Annotated in this window: 13 protein-coding genes; 11 read left to right on the top strand and 2 right to left on the bottom strand. The window is 65.6% G+C overall.

Going from position 1 to position 15,719, the window contains the following annotated elements; genetic code table 11:
- Window positions 1-4: 4 nt before the first annotated feature.
- Window positions 5-1,402 (bottom strand): B12-binding domain-containing radical SAM protein, encoded by a 1,398-nt coding sequence (locus CCC_RS16150; protein ID WP_009871234.1) that lies wholly within the window; start codon window positions 1,400-1,402, stop codon window positions 5-7.
- Between the two features lie 183 nt (window positions 1,403-1,585).
- Entirely contained in the window at window positions 1,586-2,581 is a 996-nt protein-coding gene (locus CCC_RS16145; protein ID WP_082036646.1) for a hypothetical protein, read from the bottom strand.
- A 202-nt stretch (window positions 2,582-2,783) separates the two neighbouring features.
- Here CCC_RS16145 and CCC_RS21310 point away from each other — a divergent pair, with 202 nt between their 5' ends.
- The 11 genes from CCC_RS21310 to CCC_RS16090 are packed head-to-tail and all read left to right on the top strand — an operon-like array spanning window position 2,784 to window position 15,718.
- Window positions 2,784-3,725, top strand: coding sequence for an FkbM family methyltransferase (locus CCC_RS21310; protein ID WP_052473275.1), 942 nt, complete (start codon window positions 2,784-2,786; stop codon window positions 3,723-3,725).
- Entirely contained in the window at window positions 3,722-5,371 is a 1,650-nt protein-coding gene (locus CCC_RS16135; protein ID WP_009871231.1) for a hypothetical protein, read from the top strand. The genes CCC_RS21310 and CCC_RS16135 overlap by 4 nt, the downstream gene beginning before the upstream one ends.
- On the top strand, window positions 5,353-6,468 hold the full coding sequence (locus CCC_RS16130) for a Gfo/Idh/MocA family protein (protein WP_201773313.1): 1,116 nt from the start codon (window positions 5,353-5,355) through the stop codon (window positions 6,466-6,468). The genes CCC_RS16135 and CCC_RS16130 overlap by 19 nt, the downstream gene beginning before the upstream one ends.
- Window positions 6,461-7,516 (top strand): Gfo/Idh/MocA family protein, encoded by a 1,056-nt coding sequence (locus CCC_RS16125; RefSeq protein ID WP_009871229.1) that lies wholly within the window; start codon window positions 6,461-6,463, stop codon window positions 7,514-7,516. Before CCC_RS16130 ends, CCC_RS16125 begins: the two co-directional genes overlap by 8 nt.
- Window positions 7,517-7,573: 57 nt before the next feature.
- Window positions 7,574-8,341, top strand: a complete 768-nt coding sequence (locus CCC_RS16120) for a 3-deoxy-manno-octulosonate cytidylyltransferase (RefSeq protein WP_009871228.1) — start codon at window positions 7,574-7,576, stop codon at window positions 8,339-8,341.
- Between the two features lie 2 nt (window positions 8,342-8,343).
- Window positions 8,344-9,006: a phosphoglycolate phosphatase gene (gene gph, locus CCC_RS16115; RefSeq protein WP_009871227.1), complete on the top strand. Its 663-nt coding sequence runs from the start codon at window positions 8,344-8,346 to the stop codon at window positions 9,004-9,006.
- Window positions 9,003-9,962 (top strand): phosphoglycerate dehydrogenase, encoded by a 960-nt coding sequence (locus CCC_RS16110; protein ID WP_009871226.1) that lies wholly within the window; start codon window positions 9,003-9,005, stop codon window positions 9,960-9,962. The genes gph and CCC_RS16110 overlap by 4 nt, the downstream gene beginning before the upstream one ends.
- Window positions 9,962-11,875 (top strand): asparagine synthase (glutamine-hydrolyzing), encoded by a 1,914-nt coding sequence (gene asnB / locus CCC_RS16105; protein ID WP_009871225.1) that lies wholly within the window; start codon window positions 9,962-9,964, stop codon window positions 11,873-11,875. Before CCC_RS16110 ends, asnB (CCC_RS16105) begins: the two co-directional genes overlap by 1 nt.
- Window positions 11,863-13,728, top strand: coding sequence for an asparagine synthase (glutamine-hydrolyzing) (gene asnB / locus CCC_RS16100; RefSeq protein WP_009871224.1), 1,866 nt, complete (start codon window positions 11,863-11,865; stop codon window positions 13,726-13,728). The genes asnB (CCC_RS16105) and asnB (CCC_RS16100) overlap by 13 nt, the downstream gene beginning before the upstream one ends.
- Window positions 13,725-14,795 (top strand): DegT/DnrJ/EryC1/StrS family aminotransferase, encoded by a 1,071-nt coding sequence (locus CCC_RS16095; protein ID WP_009871223.1) that lies wholly within the window; start codon window positions 13,725-13,727, stop codon window positions 14,793-14,795. The genes asnB (CCC_RS16100) and CCC_RS16095 overlap by 4 nt, the downstream gene beginning before the upstream one ends.
- A complete protein-coding gene (locus tag CCC_RS16090; RefSeq protein WP_009871222.1) occupies window positions 14,792-15,718 on the top strand; it encodes a lipid II:glycine glycyltransferase FemX in 927 nt (308 codons plus the stop codon). Before CCC_RS16095 ends, CCC_RS16090 begins: the two co-directional genes overlap by 4 nt.
- Window position 15,719 lies beyond the last annotated feature (1 nt).

The raw sequence follows: 15,719 nt of genomic DNA, 5'->3' as shown, positions 1-15,719 counted from the left end.
GGAATCAGGCCGCCTTAAAGCGCTTGCGCACCATGAACAGGATATAGGACAGCACCCGGCCGATACCGTAATACCGGGCGAAATAGACGATCGATGACGGCTTGCGCAGGTAGAGATAAATCTGTTCGCGCAAGGCCAGCAGGTTGAGGTTCACGTCCTTCAGGGTCGCGGGGGTATAGGTCCCCAGCCCGGCTTCCGAGGCGGTGACGTATTCGAACACTTGGCCGGGGATGTGATCGGCGGAAATCTCGCCATCCGCCACCATCTGATTGAAGATGGGGGTGCCGGGAATGGGCAGGAAACGGCCGATATTAAAGGTATCGAAATCGCATCTGCGGATCAGGCCGATGGTCTCGTCGATATCTTCCCGTGTCTCGCCGGGAAAGCCGAAGATGAAGAATCCGCGCACGCCCAGGCCGGCGGCCTTGATGCGGCGGACCACGTCGGGGACGATATCGGGATCGAGCGACTTCTTGATTTGCTTGAGCACCCGGCGCGAGCCGCTTTCCGGGGCAATGGTCAGACCCTGCCAGCCAGCTTCCTTCATCAGCCGCAGCAACTCGTCGTCGAGCTTTTCCATGCGGGTGCCGTTGGGCGAGGTGAAATAGATCGGCTCGGCCCAATGGCCCTTGCGGCGCAGATCGATGATGGTGCGGCAGAATTGCTTCGGAATGTCCGGAAATACGGTCAGGCCATCATCGATGAAGGCGAACTGGCGGATACCGTACTGGTGATAGAGATGGTCGATCCATTCCACCATGTAATCCATGGAATGGTGACGCACTTTCTTTCCGGTGATCAGATAGGCCGAGCAGAAGGTGCAGGCGAAGGGGCAGCCGCGCGTGAACCAGATGGGCGCGCTACGACCGTAAAGACCGCCGTAGCTATAGTCATGGGCGATGTATTTTTCCAACCCCATGACGTCGTAATCGGGCCTGCGCAGGGTGTCGAGCTCGGCATTCAGGTCCAGCGGGTTTTTGACGATGTCGTCGCCCCGTCGATAGACCAGACCGGCGACGTCTTCGAATCCGGTGCCGTCGGCAAGGGCATCGACGAAGCGTGGAAACGAGCGCTCGGCCTCGCCGCACATCAGGTAGTCGATCTCGCGATCGGTGGTGATGATGCGGTCGGGATAGATGCTGGGATGGGCGCCGCCCATGATCGTGATGATGTCTGGCGACACCGCCTTTGCGGTCTTCAGCGCCATGACCGCGTAGTTATAGGTCACATAGGTGGCGCTGGAACCCACCATATCGGGGGCGAAATCGCGGATGATCTGGCGAAATTCCTCCGAATCTTCCGGGATTTGGTCGGCAGAGCAGTCCACCACCTTGACGGTATGTCGTTCCGAAAGATTGGCGGCGAGATAGGCTAGGCTGATCGGCAAAACGTAGAAGGGCATGTTGCCCCTCGGCCAAACCAAGAGAATTCGCATGTCCCTCAAAGCCTCCGCCGCGCGATCCAGCCGGAACTTTCGGCGGCGTTTGCCACCGGATACCGCCAGATGTGGGCTCGCCATCGAGCCGGATCAAGCACTCGTGCACGCAATACACCAGCCTCGTCGCAACGGTCAAGCAAAGGAGGCTCAAGGGGCCAGCAGTGGCCGGGCTAGGTCAGCGATAAACCGTCCTAGGGCCGGAGCCGGAGCATGATTGGTGTCGTTCCAGTAGCCGTCGGCGGGATTGCCAGCCAGGACAGGGGCGCGATGGCACCGCAATCTCCGTTCGATACAGCCTTCCATCAGACGGCGACGCTGGGTCCGGTGCTCTTCGGTCAGCAGGGGCTCTATCGCCTCGGTCATGGCGGGCAGGAGCGGGCTTTCATAGACCACTATGTTAACCCCTCGATCTTGCATTGATTTCAAGCGATCGAGATCGTGTTCGAGCAAGGGGTAGCGTGCCTCGGTAACGGCATAGGGGGGCAGAGGGCCACCCCCCAGATCAGCCTTCGGCGGCGCCGACCAGGGGCGGCTGCCATCGGGGCGATAGCCTTTTTGACAGGGATGTTCCTGTCCGAAGATGACCATCAGACGCGGCCACAGCAGCTTTATATTGGCCAGCTTGGCAGTGAAGCTGATTTCCTGATCCAGCAGGCCCAGATTGTAAGAGCGCAGGTCGGCGCGGATGCGGTGTGGCGCGGTCGGCAGGGCCAGGATATCGCGCAGGGTGATAGCCCAGCGAGCCGGGGCCGGGGGCCAGTCGATACCGTTCTGAGCGTAAGCCAGCGTGACGTTGTCGAAGGACAGGACCGCTACTTTGGGCGCCTTGCCCGCCGCCAGGACCTGTTCCAGCACAGTCACGCTTTGGCGAAACGACGTGCCGCCCGAGCCAGTGTTGAAGACCGTGACGCCGGGCAGACCGATCTCCTCGGTTCCGACTGCGATGATCCGGCTGTTGCCGAACAGCATGATGTCCACCGGCGGAATTTCGGCGATATGGCGCATCTTGGATTCGAACCCGATGGAAGCCCCGTTGCACATGGTGGCGGGGCCGGCGGGGTCGAAGGATGGAACCGGGATGGCATTGACGGACAGCAATGCACCAAGGCAGATGGCAAAGGTCAGGCAGTAGACTCTTGGCAATATGAGGTTCCGTTGGCGGCCGGGGCGCAGGCGGCTCGGGAGGTGCGTCCCCATCATGCTTGGGCGATGGCACTATGCCACAAGCATCGAGATACTGACCATCCCGCTTCGCGCTGATGATATGCTTGCTCTCCGGCTAGTCGGCCTTTATTACCGGTCGGATGACTCCCTTTACGGGTGGCGATGGGCCGCAGGAGCCGACATGTCTTTGAAATCCAGCCTTTTGGAACTGCTGAACCACCCGGTGATCGGCCGGGCCGCGGGTTTGCTTGGTGGTTTTACCGCGGGGCAGGAAAAGTTGGGTGGACTGACCAACCCATTCTACGTGGCTGATTATCTGGTCGAGAACGACGACGGCATCGCCTATCACGCCCCGGCCGGATCCTACCTCGCCACCCGCACCCGGCCGCGCCGCCGTGTTGGCTTCATCTCGCGCGAATACGAGCCCGAGGTGCAGTTCCTGATGCGCAAGCTGGTGCGCCCCGATCACATCGTTCTCGACATCGGCGCCAATGTGGGGGTGCACACCACCCTGCTGGCCCGCCTGGCCCATCAGGGGCACGTCTACGCCTTCGAGCCGGTGGACGAGATGGCCGAGCGCAATTCGCTCAATTGCTCTCTCAACGGTATCCGCAATGTCACCCTGGTGCGCTGCGGCCTGGGCGACACCGACGGCGAGTTGGAGATGAACGTCAACGTGTCGGGGGGCGGTTACGAGGGAACCTCGAGCTTCCTGGCCACCTCGCACATAGCGGAGCGGCCCGCCGATTATGTGTCGCGCAAGTTGCCGGTCCGTCGTCTGGACGATGTGGTCGCCGAACTGGGCATCACCGGGCGGATCGGCTTCATCAAGATGGATACCGAGGGTTTCGAGCCGCTGATCATCGATGGCGGCCGCCGAACCCTGGCGGAACATCGACCCGCTCTGATCGTCGAGGCTCATTCGACCCGGTTGGCGCGGTTGGGCCGCAGCTTCGGCTGGTACCGCGAGGTCTTTCCGGACTATCACATTCTTCTGGCGCCGGAGCCCACACCCGCCAACCCCTCTCTCCAACTGATTCCGCTGGATGGCGAGCCTCCCGAGACTTGCGTCAATCTGCTGTTATTGCCGCGCATCCCCTCGGTGATTCCGGCCGCCCCGTGAGCCTGCTGCTGCGCATCTCGGCCGACCGACCTGCCGTAAATGCCTGGCGGTGGTGGCTGGCCGTCACCGATACCGCTGCCGATGGTCTTGATCCCACCGCCCGTTTGCCCGATCTGGCCCATCGTCTGGAGCAGGCCTTCGACCAGAGCCGGGACGATTGGTGGGAGACGGCGCGCCGGTTGGGCGGCACGCCATCGGCGGAGTTGTCCCACAGCGTGGCCTGCGGAGCCTTCGGATCCGATTTCGGTCTGATGCTGGCCTGGCGCCGTCTGGCGGCGGAACTGGCGGCGGGGTCCGAGTCTGTGCTGATGCTGTGCGACGACCCCTGGCTGTTCCGCGAGATCGCCGGGCTGCCCGGAGTCGAGGCCGGAAAGCCTCCGGGCCTGCTGAAGCCGACCCTGCGGCTTGGCCTGCGCGGTCTGGCGGCGCGCTGCGCGCTGGCGCTTCGTCTGGTCCGGGCGGTCCTGGCGACCCGTCGCCTGAAGACCAATATTCCCGCCGAAGCGCCGATCCTGCTGGTCTATGGCCATCCCCAGAGCAGGCCCGACGGCACCGATGCCTATTTCGGTTCTCTGATGAAGGCCTTGCCGCAGCTGCGCCGCCTGCTGCATGCCGACGCCCCTCCGACAAGGGCTTCTGAACTGGCCGCCGACGGACGCAGCGCCTCCATCCATGCCTGGGGCTCGGCCCTGTTCGCCCTGACCTTGCCCCTGGTGGCGTGGCGGCCCAGTCCGGCCGAAAAGGGCGGCCGGTTCGGCATGCTGATCCGCCGGGCGGCCGTAAACGAGAACGGCGGCGGCGGTCCGGCCATGAACCGTTGGCAGATCCATTGCCAGCGCCGCTTTCTGGCCGAGCGGCGGCCGTCGGTGATGTGCTGGCCATGGGAGAACCATTGCTGGGAAAAGGATCTGTGCCGCGCCGCCACTGCGGCCGGAATCGCGACAATCGGTTACCAGCATACTGTGGTGGGGCGCCATCAGATCAACCAGTCACCCCGTGCCAACCCCGATGGGCTTGCCGCCATTCCCTGGGTGATGGTCGCCAATGGCCCCGAATATCGTCAGCAGATGATCGACTGGGACATCCCCGAGCAACGCATCGTTACCGGCGGAGCGTTCCGCCTGACCGAGCCGAAGGGGCGGCCCTATGACCAGACTGCGCCAGTCTTCGTGCCGCTATCGGCCAATCCATCCATCGCGGCATTGCAACTGGACGCCGCGCGGCGTATTGCCGCCACCGGGCGGCGGGTTCTGGTCAAGGACCATCCCATGTATCCTCAGGCTTTCACCGAGGGCGGCGGGCTGGAACGAACTCAAGTCCCCATGACCGAGCAACCAGCCCTGTCGGCGGTGGTCTATTCCACCGGCACCACCGGGCTGGAGGGGTTGCTGCTGGGCCTGCCCACCTTCCGTCTGCTGCCCGAGGACCGGGTTGCCATCGAAATCCTGCCCGATGCCGTCCGGCCTGTCACCGTGACGCTTGACGAACTGGTGCCAGCCATGGACCGCATCGAGCCGCCGTCCCGGTTGCCCTTCGGACGCCTGTTCTCTCCCGTGGATATGGGAGTCTGGAAAAACCTGCTGATCGGTGGTATTGAGCGCCCAGCCACGGATGGGGAAGAATCGCCTTGCGCACCAACACCGTAAAAGTCGCCCTGGTGGGCTGTGGCCGCATCGCCGGGCACCATGCCCGCTCCATCGTCGCCACCGACGGAGTCCAATTGGCCGCCGTCTGCGATCTGGCCGAGGACAAGGCCCTGGCCTATTCCAATGAATTCGGCGTCCCCAGCTATACCGATTATCGGCGTATGCTGGCGGAACATCCCGAGATTTCCGTGGTGGCGGTGATCACGCCGTCGGGCATGCATTCCGAACACGGACTGGAGATGATGGAGCGCTTCGGCAAGCACATCATCTTGGAAAAGCCCACCATGATGCGGCCGGAACAACTGGTGCACGCCTGGGGCGTGGCCGACCGGCTGAATCTCTCCATCTTCCCGGTGTTCCAGAATCGCCACAACAAGGCGGTGACACGGGTGCGTCAGGCTCTGGCTGCCGGTGAACTGGGCGAGATTCGTATCATGAGCGTGCGGGTGCGCTGGTGCCGCCCGCAGCGATACTACGATCTGGCGCCCTGGCGCGGCACCTTTAGTCACGATGGCGGGGCACTCACCAATCAGGGCATCCACCATGTGGACCTGCTGCGCCATCTGGGCGGCGAGGTGGATCAGGTCTCGGCCACCATGCGCACGCTGGGTGCCGATATCGAGGTGGAGGACACCGTGGTCGCCACCATGCGCTATCGCAGCCAGGCGGTTGGCGTCCTGGAAGTGACCACGGCGGCGCGGCCCGACGATTTCGAGGCCTCCATCTCCATCGTCGGCGAGAAGGGTCTGGCTCAGATCGGTGGCATCGCCGTCAACGAGCTGCAGGTCTTCACCCCCGACCCTGCCGCTTGCGCCGCCAATTCCGAGGACTTCAAGAGCTTCGAAGGGAACGGCGCCGTTTACGGCTTCGGCCATTCCCAGATGTACCGGGACATCGCCGCCCACTTCCATCAGGGCAAGGCCTATCCGGTCAGCCGCGAGGATTGCCTGGGCACGCTGAAGCTGCTGCACGCCTTCTACCGCTCGGACGAGGCGGCGGGCGGTTGGGTGGACGTGGATTCGCCCGAGCAGTCCACTCGGCTGGGTCGTCCCGACGATGCCATCTCCAACCTCTACCGGACGCCGCTTCATGGCTGAACCGCTGCGCGTCGGCATCGCCGGCTACGGCGTGGTGGGAAGCCGACGCCGTCAGGTGATCGATCAGCATCCCGATCTGGTGGCGGTGGGGGTATGCGACCGCCGTCTGGACGGCGAAGGGGTGTTCGCCGACGGCGTGCGCCACTATCAGACCTATCAGCGTCTGCTGGAGGCTGAGGCGCTGGATGTTCTGTTCGTCTGCCTGACCAACGATATCGCCGCCGAGGTGACCATCGCAGGCTTGGACAAAGGCCTGCACGTCTTCTGCGAAAAGCCGCCGGGGCGTGACGTGGCCGATATCGCCCGCGTCATCGCCTGCGAGAGGACTCATCCGGGCCTGAAGCTCAAATACGGCTTCAACCATCGCTATCATGATTCGGTGCGGGATGCCCTGGCCTTGGTGCAGTCCGGCGAGTTGGGGCGGGTGCTGAATTTGCGCGGCGTGTACGGCAAGTCCACCATCATCGACTTCCGCTCTCCGGATCATTGGCGGACCAACCGCGCCGTGGCTGGCGGCGGCATCCTACTGGACCAGGGCATCCACATGGTGGACCTGATCCGGCTGTTCGGCGGTGAATTCGACGAGGTGCATGCCTTCATCTCCAACGACTTCTGGCATCACGACGTGGAAGACAACGCCTATGCGCTGATGCGGTCCAAGGCGGGCGTGGTGGCCATGCTGCACTCGACAGCCACCCAATGGCGGCACCGCTTCAATCTGGAGATCACCCTGTCCAAGGGCATGATCGTGTTGTCGGGCATTCTGTCGGGCTCAAAATCCTATGGCGCCGAGACCCTGACCGTGGCCTGGGCCGATCCCCATGACGGCGGCGATCCCAAGGAGCAGACCACCCGCTACAACCAGGACCCCAGTTGGTCGGATGAAGTGGCGGAATTTGTCGAGGCGGTGCGTTCCGGCAAGCCCATCGTCAACGGTTCGTCGGACGAGGCGCTGAAGACCATGGAGATGGTCTATCGCATCTACTGCGCCGATCCAGCCTGGCGGCGGCAGTGGAACTTGTCCGATCAGGCCTTGGCCGAGGTTTAGTATGGCTCCGGTTCCGCCCGACCTTTCCTCAACGCCCATGAACCAGGAGCTCCGCCAATGACCCGCATCGTCGGCCTCGTCCCTGCCCGTATGGCGGCCAGCCGTTTTCCCGGAAAGCCGCTGTTTCCCCTGTGTGGGCGGCCCATGCTGGAACATTGCTTCCTCAGGGGCCGGATGTTTCCCCATTGGGACGCCCTGGCGGTGTGCACCTGTGATGCCGAGATCAGGGACTTCGCCGTATCCAAGGGCTGGCCGGTAATCTGGACCAAGGACACCCATACCAGGGCTCTCGACCGCGTGGCCGAGGCCGCTGGCAAATGCGGCATCGAGCTTGCCGATGACGACATCGTGGTCTGCGTCCAGGGCGACGAGCCCATGCTGCATCCCGACATGATCAAGGCGGTGGTGGCGCCGTTCAGTCAGGAGCCGGAGGTCAAGGGCACCATGCTGGGCGTGCACATCACCGACGAGGCCATGTGGCGGAACCCGGATATCGTTAAGATCATCTCCGACCTGAAGGGCAACGTGCTCTACACGTCGCGGGCGCCGATCCCCTACGCCAAGACCTTTTCCCCTGAACTTGGGGCACGCCGGGTGGGCGGCATCTTCGCATTTCGCTGGGCGGCGCTGCGCTGGTTCACCGAGACGCCGGAATCGCCGTTGGAGAAAAAGGAATCCTGCGATTCCAACCGCATTCCTGATAATGGCTGGTTCCAGCGCCTGGCCCCTTATCCGGCGGTGACCTACTATTCTGTGGACAGCCCCGCCGATGCCGGACTGGTGGAAGCGGCCATGAAGGCCGATCCCCTGTGGGGCAAGTATTAGAGATGGCGCTGGCCGTCGTCTTCGACCTGGATGGAACCCTGATCGACAGCGCTCCCGATGTGCGCGCCGCCCTGAACCGCTTGCTGGCGGAGGAGGGGCGGCCGCAATTGACGCTTCCCCAGGTCCAGGAATTGGTGGGGGAGGGTGCCAGGCCCTTGATCGAACGCGCCTGGGCCGCCACCGGCGAATCGGCGGCGGCGGATGCTGTGTCCGGGCTAATCGAGCGTTATCTCGGCCATTACCGCGCCCATCCCGCCGATCATACCCATATCTATGACGGCGTGGTCGCCTTGCTGGAGGGGCTGCGGGCCCAGGGTGCCCTGTTGGGCATCTGCACCAACAAGCCCAGCGGCATGACCGGCATCGTTCTGGACGCACTCGATCTTACCCGGCATTTCCGGGCGGTGGTCGGCGGCGACCACCCCCGGCGCAAGCCCGACGGCGATCATATCCTCGAGACATTGCGGCGGATGGATGCGAAGCCTGAAGACGCCGTCTATGTGGGCGATTCCATCACCGACGTCCAGGCGGCCCGCCATGCAGGCATTCCAGTGGTGGCGGTGGACTGGGGCTATGCCCGCATGCCTGTGGAGAAGTTGAGAGCGGACAGGCTGATCAGCCATTTCCGCGACCTGACGGCCGCTATTGGGGAGTTGCGCCCATGAAGATTGCCGTGGCCTCCCGCTCGTTCTCCAAGCATCCGGTGCTGCGCGCCGAGTTGTTGGAGCGCTTTTCCGACGCGACCTTCAATGACGCCGGCGTCAGCCTGTCGGGCGAGGCGCTTGTCGCCTTCCTTGATGGTCACGACGGCGCCATTACCGCGCTGGAGCGCCTGGACGGCCCCCTATTCGATGCTTTGCCGCGTCTCAAGCTGATTGGCAAATACGGGGTGGGCCTCGACATGCTCGATCTCGAAGCCATGAGAAGCCGGGGTGTTCGTCTGGGCTGGACGGGAGGCGTCAACCGGCGCTCGGTGTCGGAGTTGGTGATCTGCATGGCCATAGCCCTGCTGCGCCATGTGCCCAAGGGCAATCTGGAGGTTCGGGCCGGTGGTTGGCGCCAGTTGCAGGGCCGCCATCTCTCGGAGCGAACGGTCGGTATCATCGGCTGCGGCCATATCGGCAAGGATCTGACTTTGCTGCTGAAGGCGTTCGGCTGCCGGGTGCTGGCTCATGATATCCGCGATTTCTCCGAATTCTATGCCGCCCACGGGGTGGAAAAGGTGGGGCTGGAGGATCTGCTGGCCCAGGCCGACGTGGTAACCCTGCATCTGCCCTTCGACGCGACCACGGCCAATATCTTGTCGGCCGAGCGACTTGCCCTCATGCGCCCCGATGCCGTGCTGATCAATTGCGCCCGGGGTGGACTGGTGGACGAGGCGGCTTTGAAGGCCATGCTGACCGAGGGCAGGCTGGCCGCGGCCGGGCTCGACGTTTTCAATGGCGAGCCCCCTACCGACCGCGAATTGTTGAATTTGCCCAACTTCCTGGCCACGCCCCATATCGGTGGCAGCGCCGAGGAGGCGGTTCTGGCCATGGGCCGCGCCGCCATCGCCGGATTGTCCCAGGCCGAAATCCCCGAGGCGGGTTCAGAGGTTTGGCGGGCGGCGGGGTTGGCCTGATGTGCGGCCTCGCCGGACTGTTTCTGCCCCGTCATGCGGCGCTCGCCGAGGCCGACATTGCCGCCATGCTACGGGTGATGCGCCATCGCGGCCCCGACGGGACGGGCATCCATCTTTCTGACGATCGCCGCTTCCAGGCGGGATTTACCCGGCTGGCCATCATTGATCTGGCTACCGGCGACCAGCCGCTGGTCAGGAATGGCGGCGAGACCGTGCTGCTGGGCAATGGCGAGGTCTATAACTACCGCGAATTGCGCGCCGAACTGGCCGCCAAGGGCCACACGTTCCTCACCCAGGGCGACATGGAAGCCGCGCTGGAAAGCTTCATGGCCAAGGGCCGCGACTTCGTCCATGACCTCAACGGCATGTATGCCCTGGCCATCCTTGAGCGCGACGACCATCGTCTGACCCTGGTGCTCGACCGCTTAGGCATCAAGCCGCTCTATTGGGCGCGCCTGGGCAATGGCGGGATCCTGTTCGCCTCGGAGATCAAGGCGCTGTTCGCCTCGGGCCTGCTGCGGCCCCTGGTAGACGAGGTATCGGTGGCCGCCTATCTCGCCCATGGCTATGTTCCGGCGCCCGCCACGCTTTACAAGGGCGTTTCCAAGCTGCCGCCCGGCTCGATCATGAGCGTGGACGCGAGCGGCGAGGTGCAAATCGAACGCTATTGGCGCGCCGCCGCCGCCACGGATCTTCCCGGCGACGAGGCGGGCATCCGCGCCCATCTGGTCAGCATCCTCGACGATGCGGTGGGGCTGCAATTGCGTTCGGACGTGCCGGTGGGGGCCATGCTGTCGGGCGGCCTGGATTCCGGCCTGCTGGTGGCTCTGGCGGCCCGGCGTCTGGATCGGCCACTCAAGACCTATACGGTACGTTTCCTGGGCGCTCGGGTGGACGAGACGCCGCTGGCCGCCCAGGTGGCTGAGCGCTACGGCACCGACCACACCGTGTTCGAGCTGGAAACCGGCAGCGCGGCCCAGTTACTGCCCCGGCTGGTCTGGCATGCGGACGAGCCCCTGGCCGACGCCTCGCTGTTGCCCAATCACCTGATCAATGAGGTGATCGGCAAGGAAACTCGGGTGGTGCTGAATGGCACCGGCGGCGACGAGCTGTTCGGCGGCTATGGCCGCTATTTCCAATTGCCGGTGGAGGCCCGCTGGCTGAGGCTGCCACGCCCCTTGCGCAAGGCGGCCGAAGCCATGATCGGCCTGGGCAACCCCTTCCTGGCCTGGCAACTGGCCCGCGCCGAAAAGTTCGGGCGCGATAGGGGCGGCTATCTCCACGACCATTGCGCCCTGTTCCCGCCGCCCATGGCCAAGCTGCTGGGCTGTACTCTGCCTTGGCCCATCCCGGCGCAAGCCGCCTTCGCCGACGAGTATGCCGGGCCTCTGGACAGCGCCGCGCTTTATGCCGAGCTGAACACCTATTTGCCGGAAGACCTGCTGACCCTTCTGGACCGAACCACCATGGCCCATTCGGTGGAAGGCCGGGTGCCGTTGCTGGATCACCGCATGGTGGAGGCGGCCTTGGCCGTGCCGCCCCATATCCGCAATCCCGGCGGGCGGCAAAAGGCGCTGGAGCGGGCCATCGCCGCCGAATATCTGCCCGATTCGCTGCTCTCGGCGCCCAAGCAGGGCTTCGCCTCGCCGGTGCCCGCCTGGTTCGAGAGTGGTGGGCTGGCGCCCCTGGCGCGGCGTCTGCTGACCTCGCGCCGGGCTCTTGAGCGCGGCTGGTGGAGCCGAGAGGGTGTCGAGCGCCTGCTGGCCCAGCCCGGTCGCCATGCCTTCCGCCTGTACTCGTTGCTGGTGCTGGAACTGACCGTGCGCATCCATGTGGAAGGCGCCTTCGCCGAGGCCCCCGCTTTCGGTCTGGCCGAGATGGCCGAGGGGGAGGATGCGCCATGTGCGGCATAGCCGGCCTGTCGGCGGCCAGGCCGGAGATCCTGGATGAGATGGTCCGCCGCCTCGCCCATCGCGGCCCCGACGGCCACGGTACTTTCGTGTGCGAGCGCACCGGATTCGGCCTCGCCCATGCCCGGCTGGCGGTGATCGACCTGACCGAGGGCGGACGCCAGCCCATGCATTCGCCCTGCGGCCGCTGGACCATCGCCTTCAACGGCGAGATCTACAACCACGCCGAACTACGTTTGGAGTTGGAAGGGCGCGGCCACACTTTCCGCTCGTCCAGCGATACCGAGGTGTTGCTGGCCCTGCTGGCGGAAAAGGGTGAGGCGGCGCTGGAGCGGCTGGTGGGCATGTTCGCTCTGGCGCTGTTGGATCGTGCCGACGGCTCGGTGCTGCTGGCCCGCGACCGGGTGGGGATCAAGCCCCTGGTCTGGGCCGGGCTGCCCGGCGGCGGGCTGGCCTTCGCCTCGGAGATCAAGGCGCTGAAGGCGGTGCCGGGTGTCGACCTTTCCCTCGACCGCGAAGCCCTGTCCCAGTTTCTGGCCTGCCTCTATGTCCCGGCGCCCTATTCCATCCATGCCGGAATCCGCAAACTGGCGCCCGGCCATCTGCTGCGCTGGAAGCCGGGTGCCGCGCCCGAGATCGCCTGCTGGTGGCGGCCCGCCTTTACGGCGGAGCGGGCGCTGTCGGTGGACGACGCCACCGAGGAACTGATGCCCGCCCTGCGGGACGCGGTGCGGTCCTGCATGGTGGCCGATGTGCCGGTGGGCTGCTTTTTGTCGGGTGGCATCGATTCCTCGGTGATCGCCGCCCTGATGGCCGAGGCGCGCCGCGAGCAAGGCGCTTCGGCGCCGGCCAGCTTCACCATGACCTTCGATGAAGCCGCTTATGACGAGCGCGTAGCGGCCCGCGCCGTCTCTGATCATGTGGGAACGCTCCATACCGAGCTTCCCGCCTCGGCCCGGCTGGTGGATGGGCTGGAGCGCATGATCGCCGCCTTCGGCGAGCCCTTCGGCAACCCCACCGCCCTGCTGATCGGCGATCTGTCGGCCAAGGCCCGCCAACACGTCACCGTGGCCCTGGTGGGCGATGGCGGCGACGAGGTGTTCGGCGGCTATCCCCGCTATCAGGGCGGGTTGCTGGCGGCCAAATGGCGCAAGATTCCGGCTTTCCTGCGCAATGGACTGATCGAGCCCATTGTGGCGCTGTTGCCGGAAAGCACGTCGGGCCGCCACACTTGGCGGCGCATCCGCGAATTCGTGGCCGGAGCCGGGCTGTCCGACGCCGAGATGTATGCCTCCTGGGTGGAGTATTTCGATCCCGCCCAGCGCCGCGCCCTCTTGGGGGGAGGCACGCCGCCCCGGCCCGTGGCCGACATCTACCGCGCCACCGGGCGGGTCCATCCCCTGGACGCCATGCAGGAGACGGATCTTCTGTCTTTCCTGCCCGGCAATCTCATGGCCTATGGCGATGCCATGAGCATGATGCATGCCCTGGAGCTGCGCCTGCCGCTGCTGGACCACCGCCTGATCGAGCGGGTTCAGGCCATCAGCGCCGCCACCCGTTTCCAGGCGGGCAAGAAGACCCTGCTGAAGGCGGCGGCGCGGCGTCTGCTGCCCGCCGAGATCGTCGACCGGCCTAAGCTGGGCTTCAACCCGCCCATGGGGTTGTGGCTGAAGAACGAACTGGCCCCTATGGTGGCCGAGCGCCTCATTCCCGCCCGCATGGCCGATCTCGGCCTGGAGTGGAAAGGGGTCGAGGCCTTGCTGGCCGAACACCGGGCCGGGCGGCGTGACCTATCGCTGCCGGTCTGGGCGCTGCTGGTGCTGGAACGCTGGCAAGGATTGGAGGCGTCGGCATGATCACCACCGCGCCCCTGCCCTGTTGGAGTCATCTGCTCCGCGCCCTGTGGGCCGACCCGGTGGGCAATGTGTCGCCCTGGCTGCGACCTTGGGATACGGGTTGGGTCATGGGGCGCTCGGCTTGGTCCCTGGCCGCCGTCGCCCAGGCCGTGGCCAAGGCCAAGGGCCGCGCGCCGAGGGTGCTGCTGCCCGGCTGGATCTGCAACCAGTCCCTCTGGCCCTTGCGGCAGTTGGGGGCCGAACTGGTCTTCCTGCCGGTCGGCATCGACGGCCATGTGGAATGGCGCAAGGCCCCCGCTCTGGGGCCGGTGGATATGGTGGTGGTGGTCCACAGCTTTGGCCGTCCCGCGCCCCTGGCCGAAGCCCGCGCCTTGGCCGATAAACACGGCGCCTTGCTGGTGGAGGATGCCGCCCATGCCCTGGCGCCGGTGCCGGGTATCGGCGAGGCGGGCGACGTCGTTCTTTATTCCCCTCACAAGCTGCTGGCCCTGCCCGATGGCGCGGTGGTGGTGGTGCGCCCACGCGCCGAGGAGGATTGGGCGGCGGAGATCTTCGCCGCCCGGGCGGACTCGCCCCAGCATGCCGGGAAATGGCTGGCGCGGCGTCTGATCCAGAAGCTTCTGCCCGATGGCTTGCGCCCTCTCCTGCCCCAGGGCGGACAGGTGGACTTCCTCTCCGACCCGTCCAGCGGAGCGCTGCCACCGCCCTGCCGTCCGACCGCCTTGTCGCGGCGCCTGATGGGCTCGGCCGATCTGACTGAGGAGGCTAAGCGGCGCAAGGCCAATTTCGCCGCCCTGGCCAGACTGGCGCCTGCCTGGTTCGAACCGGGTGAGGCGGCCCCCTACCGTTTCGTCTTCGCCCCCGAACGGCCTGCAGAGGTCTATGCCCGCATCCGCGCCGCCCGTCTGCCGGTGGAAAGCTGGCCCGACCTGCCGCCCGAGGTGATGGCCGATCCGGGTCATGCCGAAGGCGCCGTGGCCTTGCGGCGCTCGCTGCTGCTGTTGCCGGTGCACGGGGCGTTGGAGTCCGCCGCCTTGGCGCGCGCCTATGCCAAGGTGCTGTCATGAGCCCGGTCGTTACCTGGGACGGCATGACCCGCGAGGAGTGGGAAACCGCCTTCGCGTCCGCCGGGCGTTCCACCCTGGTGCAAAGCTGGGCCTATGGTGAGGCCAAGCGCGCCGAGGGCGGCTGGGTGCCGCGCCGTGCCGTGATTTCCCAGGAGGGCAAGCTGGTGGCTCTGGCCCAGGTGCTGGAAAAGCGGATCGGCGGCCTCGTGCGGGTGGGACGGCTCAACCGGGGGCCGGTCTGGCTGGCGGAACTGTCTCTCGACCAGAAACTGGCGGTGATCGCCGCCCTGCGCTCCCCCTGGCGGGTCTGGCGGCTGGGGGCCTTGTCCCTGGCTCCCGAACTGTCCGAGGGCAGTGCCGTGCCCGGCTTTTTCGCCCGCAAGGCCGATCATTGGTGCTCGGCCTGGGTGGATCTGTCCTTTGGGGCGGAAGTCTTGCGCAAGCGGTTGGACGGCAAGTGGCGCAACATGCTGAACGCTTCGGAGCGGGCCGGGCTGACCATCGAGGCCTCGCCCGATCTGCTGCCCTGGATGTTGGATCGTTACCGCTCCTTGCTGGCCGAGCGCGGCTTCGGCGCCACGCCGCCCGAGCTGGTTCAGGCCCTGGCCGATCAGGCTTTCCGTCCCGACGATCTGCTGGTGCTGCGTGCCGTTGCCGAGAGCGGAGAGGCGGTGGCCGGCATTCTGACCGCCCGCCACGGCGATGCCGCCACCTATCTGATCGGCTGGAACGGCGACGAGGGGCGCAAGCGCAAGGCCAACAACGCCCTGTTATGGGCCGCCATGGTGGAATTGCCCCGCCGCGGCGTGCGGTTCCTCGATCTGGGTGGCATCGACGACCGCCTGACGCCCGGCATCGCCGCCTTCAAGCGCGGCATCAACGGCGAGGAATACCGGCTGGCAGGCGAATTTCTATCGGCCTGAA

The sequence above is a fragment of the Paramagnetospirillum magnetotacticum MS-1 genome (genome assembly GCF_000829825.1).
GTDB classification, from domain to species: domain Bacteria; phylum Pseudomonadota; class Alphaproteobacteria; order Rhodospirillales; family Magnetospirillaceae; genus Phaeospirillum; species Phaeospirillum magnetotacticum.
The sequence above is the reverse complement of the archived record's forward strand: the minus strand, read 5'-3'. Positions and strand labels throughout refer to the sequence as shown.

Bases quoted from the DNA above. Each gene is read 5' to 3' on its own strand.
- CCC_RS16120 (WP_009871228.1), top strand. From the start codon at position 7,574: ATGACCCGCATCGTCGGCCTCGTCCCTGCCCGTATGGCGGCCAGCCGT.
- CCC_RS16110 (WP_009871226.1), top strand. From the start codon at position 9,003: ATGAAGATTGCCGTGGCCTCCCGCTCGTTCTCCAAGCATCCGGTGCTG.
- CCC_RS16150 (WP_009871234.1), bottom strand. From the start codon at position 1,402: ATGCCCTTCTACGTTTTGCCGATCAGCCTAGCCTATCTCGCCGCCAAT.
- CCC_RS16125 (WP_009871229.1), top strand. From the start codon at position 6,461: ATGGCTGAACCGCTGCGCGTCGGCATCGCCGGCTACGGCGTGGTGGGA.
- asnB (WP_009871224.1), top strand. From the start codon at position 11,863: ATGTGCGGCATAGCCGGCCTGTCGGCGGCCAGGCCGGAGATCCTGGAT.
- CCC_RS21310 (WP_052473275.1), top strand. From the start codon at position 2,784: ATGTCTTTGAAATCCAGCCTTTTGGAACTGCTGAACCACCCGGTGATC.
- CCC_RS16090 (WP_009871222.1), top strand. From the start codon at position 14,792: ATGAGCCCGGTCGTTACCTGGGACGGCATGACCCGCGAGGAGTGGGAA.
- asnB (WP_009871225.1), top strand. From the start codon at position 9,962: ATGTGCGGCCTCGCCGGACTGTTTCTGCCCCGTCATGCGGCGCTCGCC.
- gph (WP_009871227.1), top strand. From the start codon at position 8,344: ATGGCGCTGGCCGTCGTCTTCGACCTGGATGGAACCCTGATCGACAGC.
- CCC_RS16095 (WP_009871223.1), top strand. From the start codon at position 13,725: ATGATCACCACCGCGCCCCTGCCCTGTTGGAGTCATCTGCTCCGCGCC.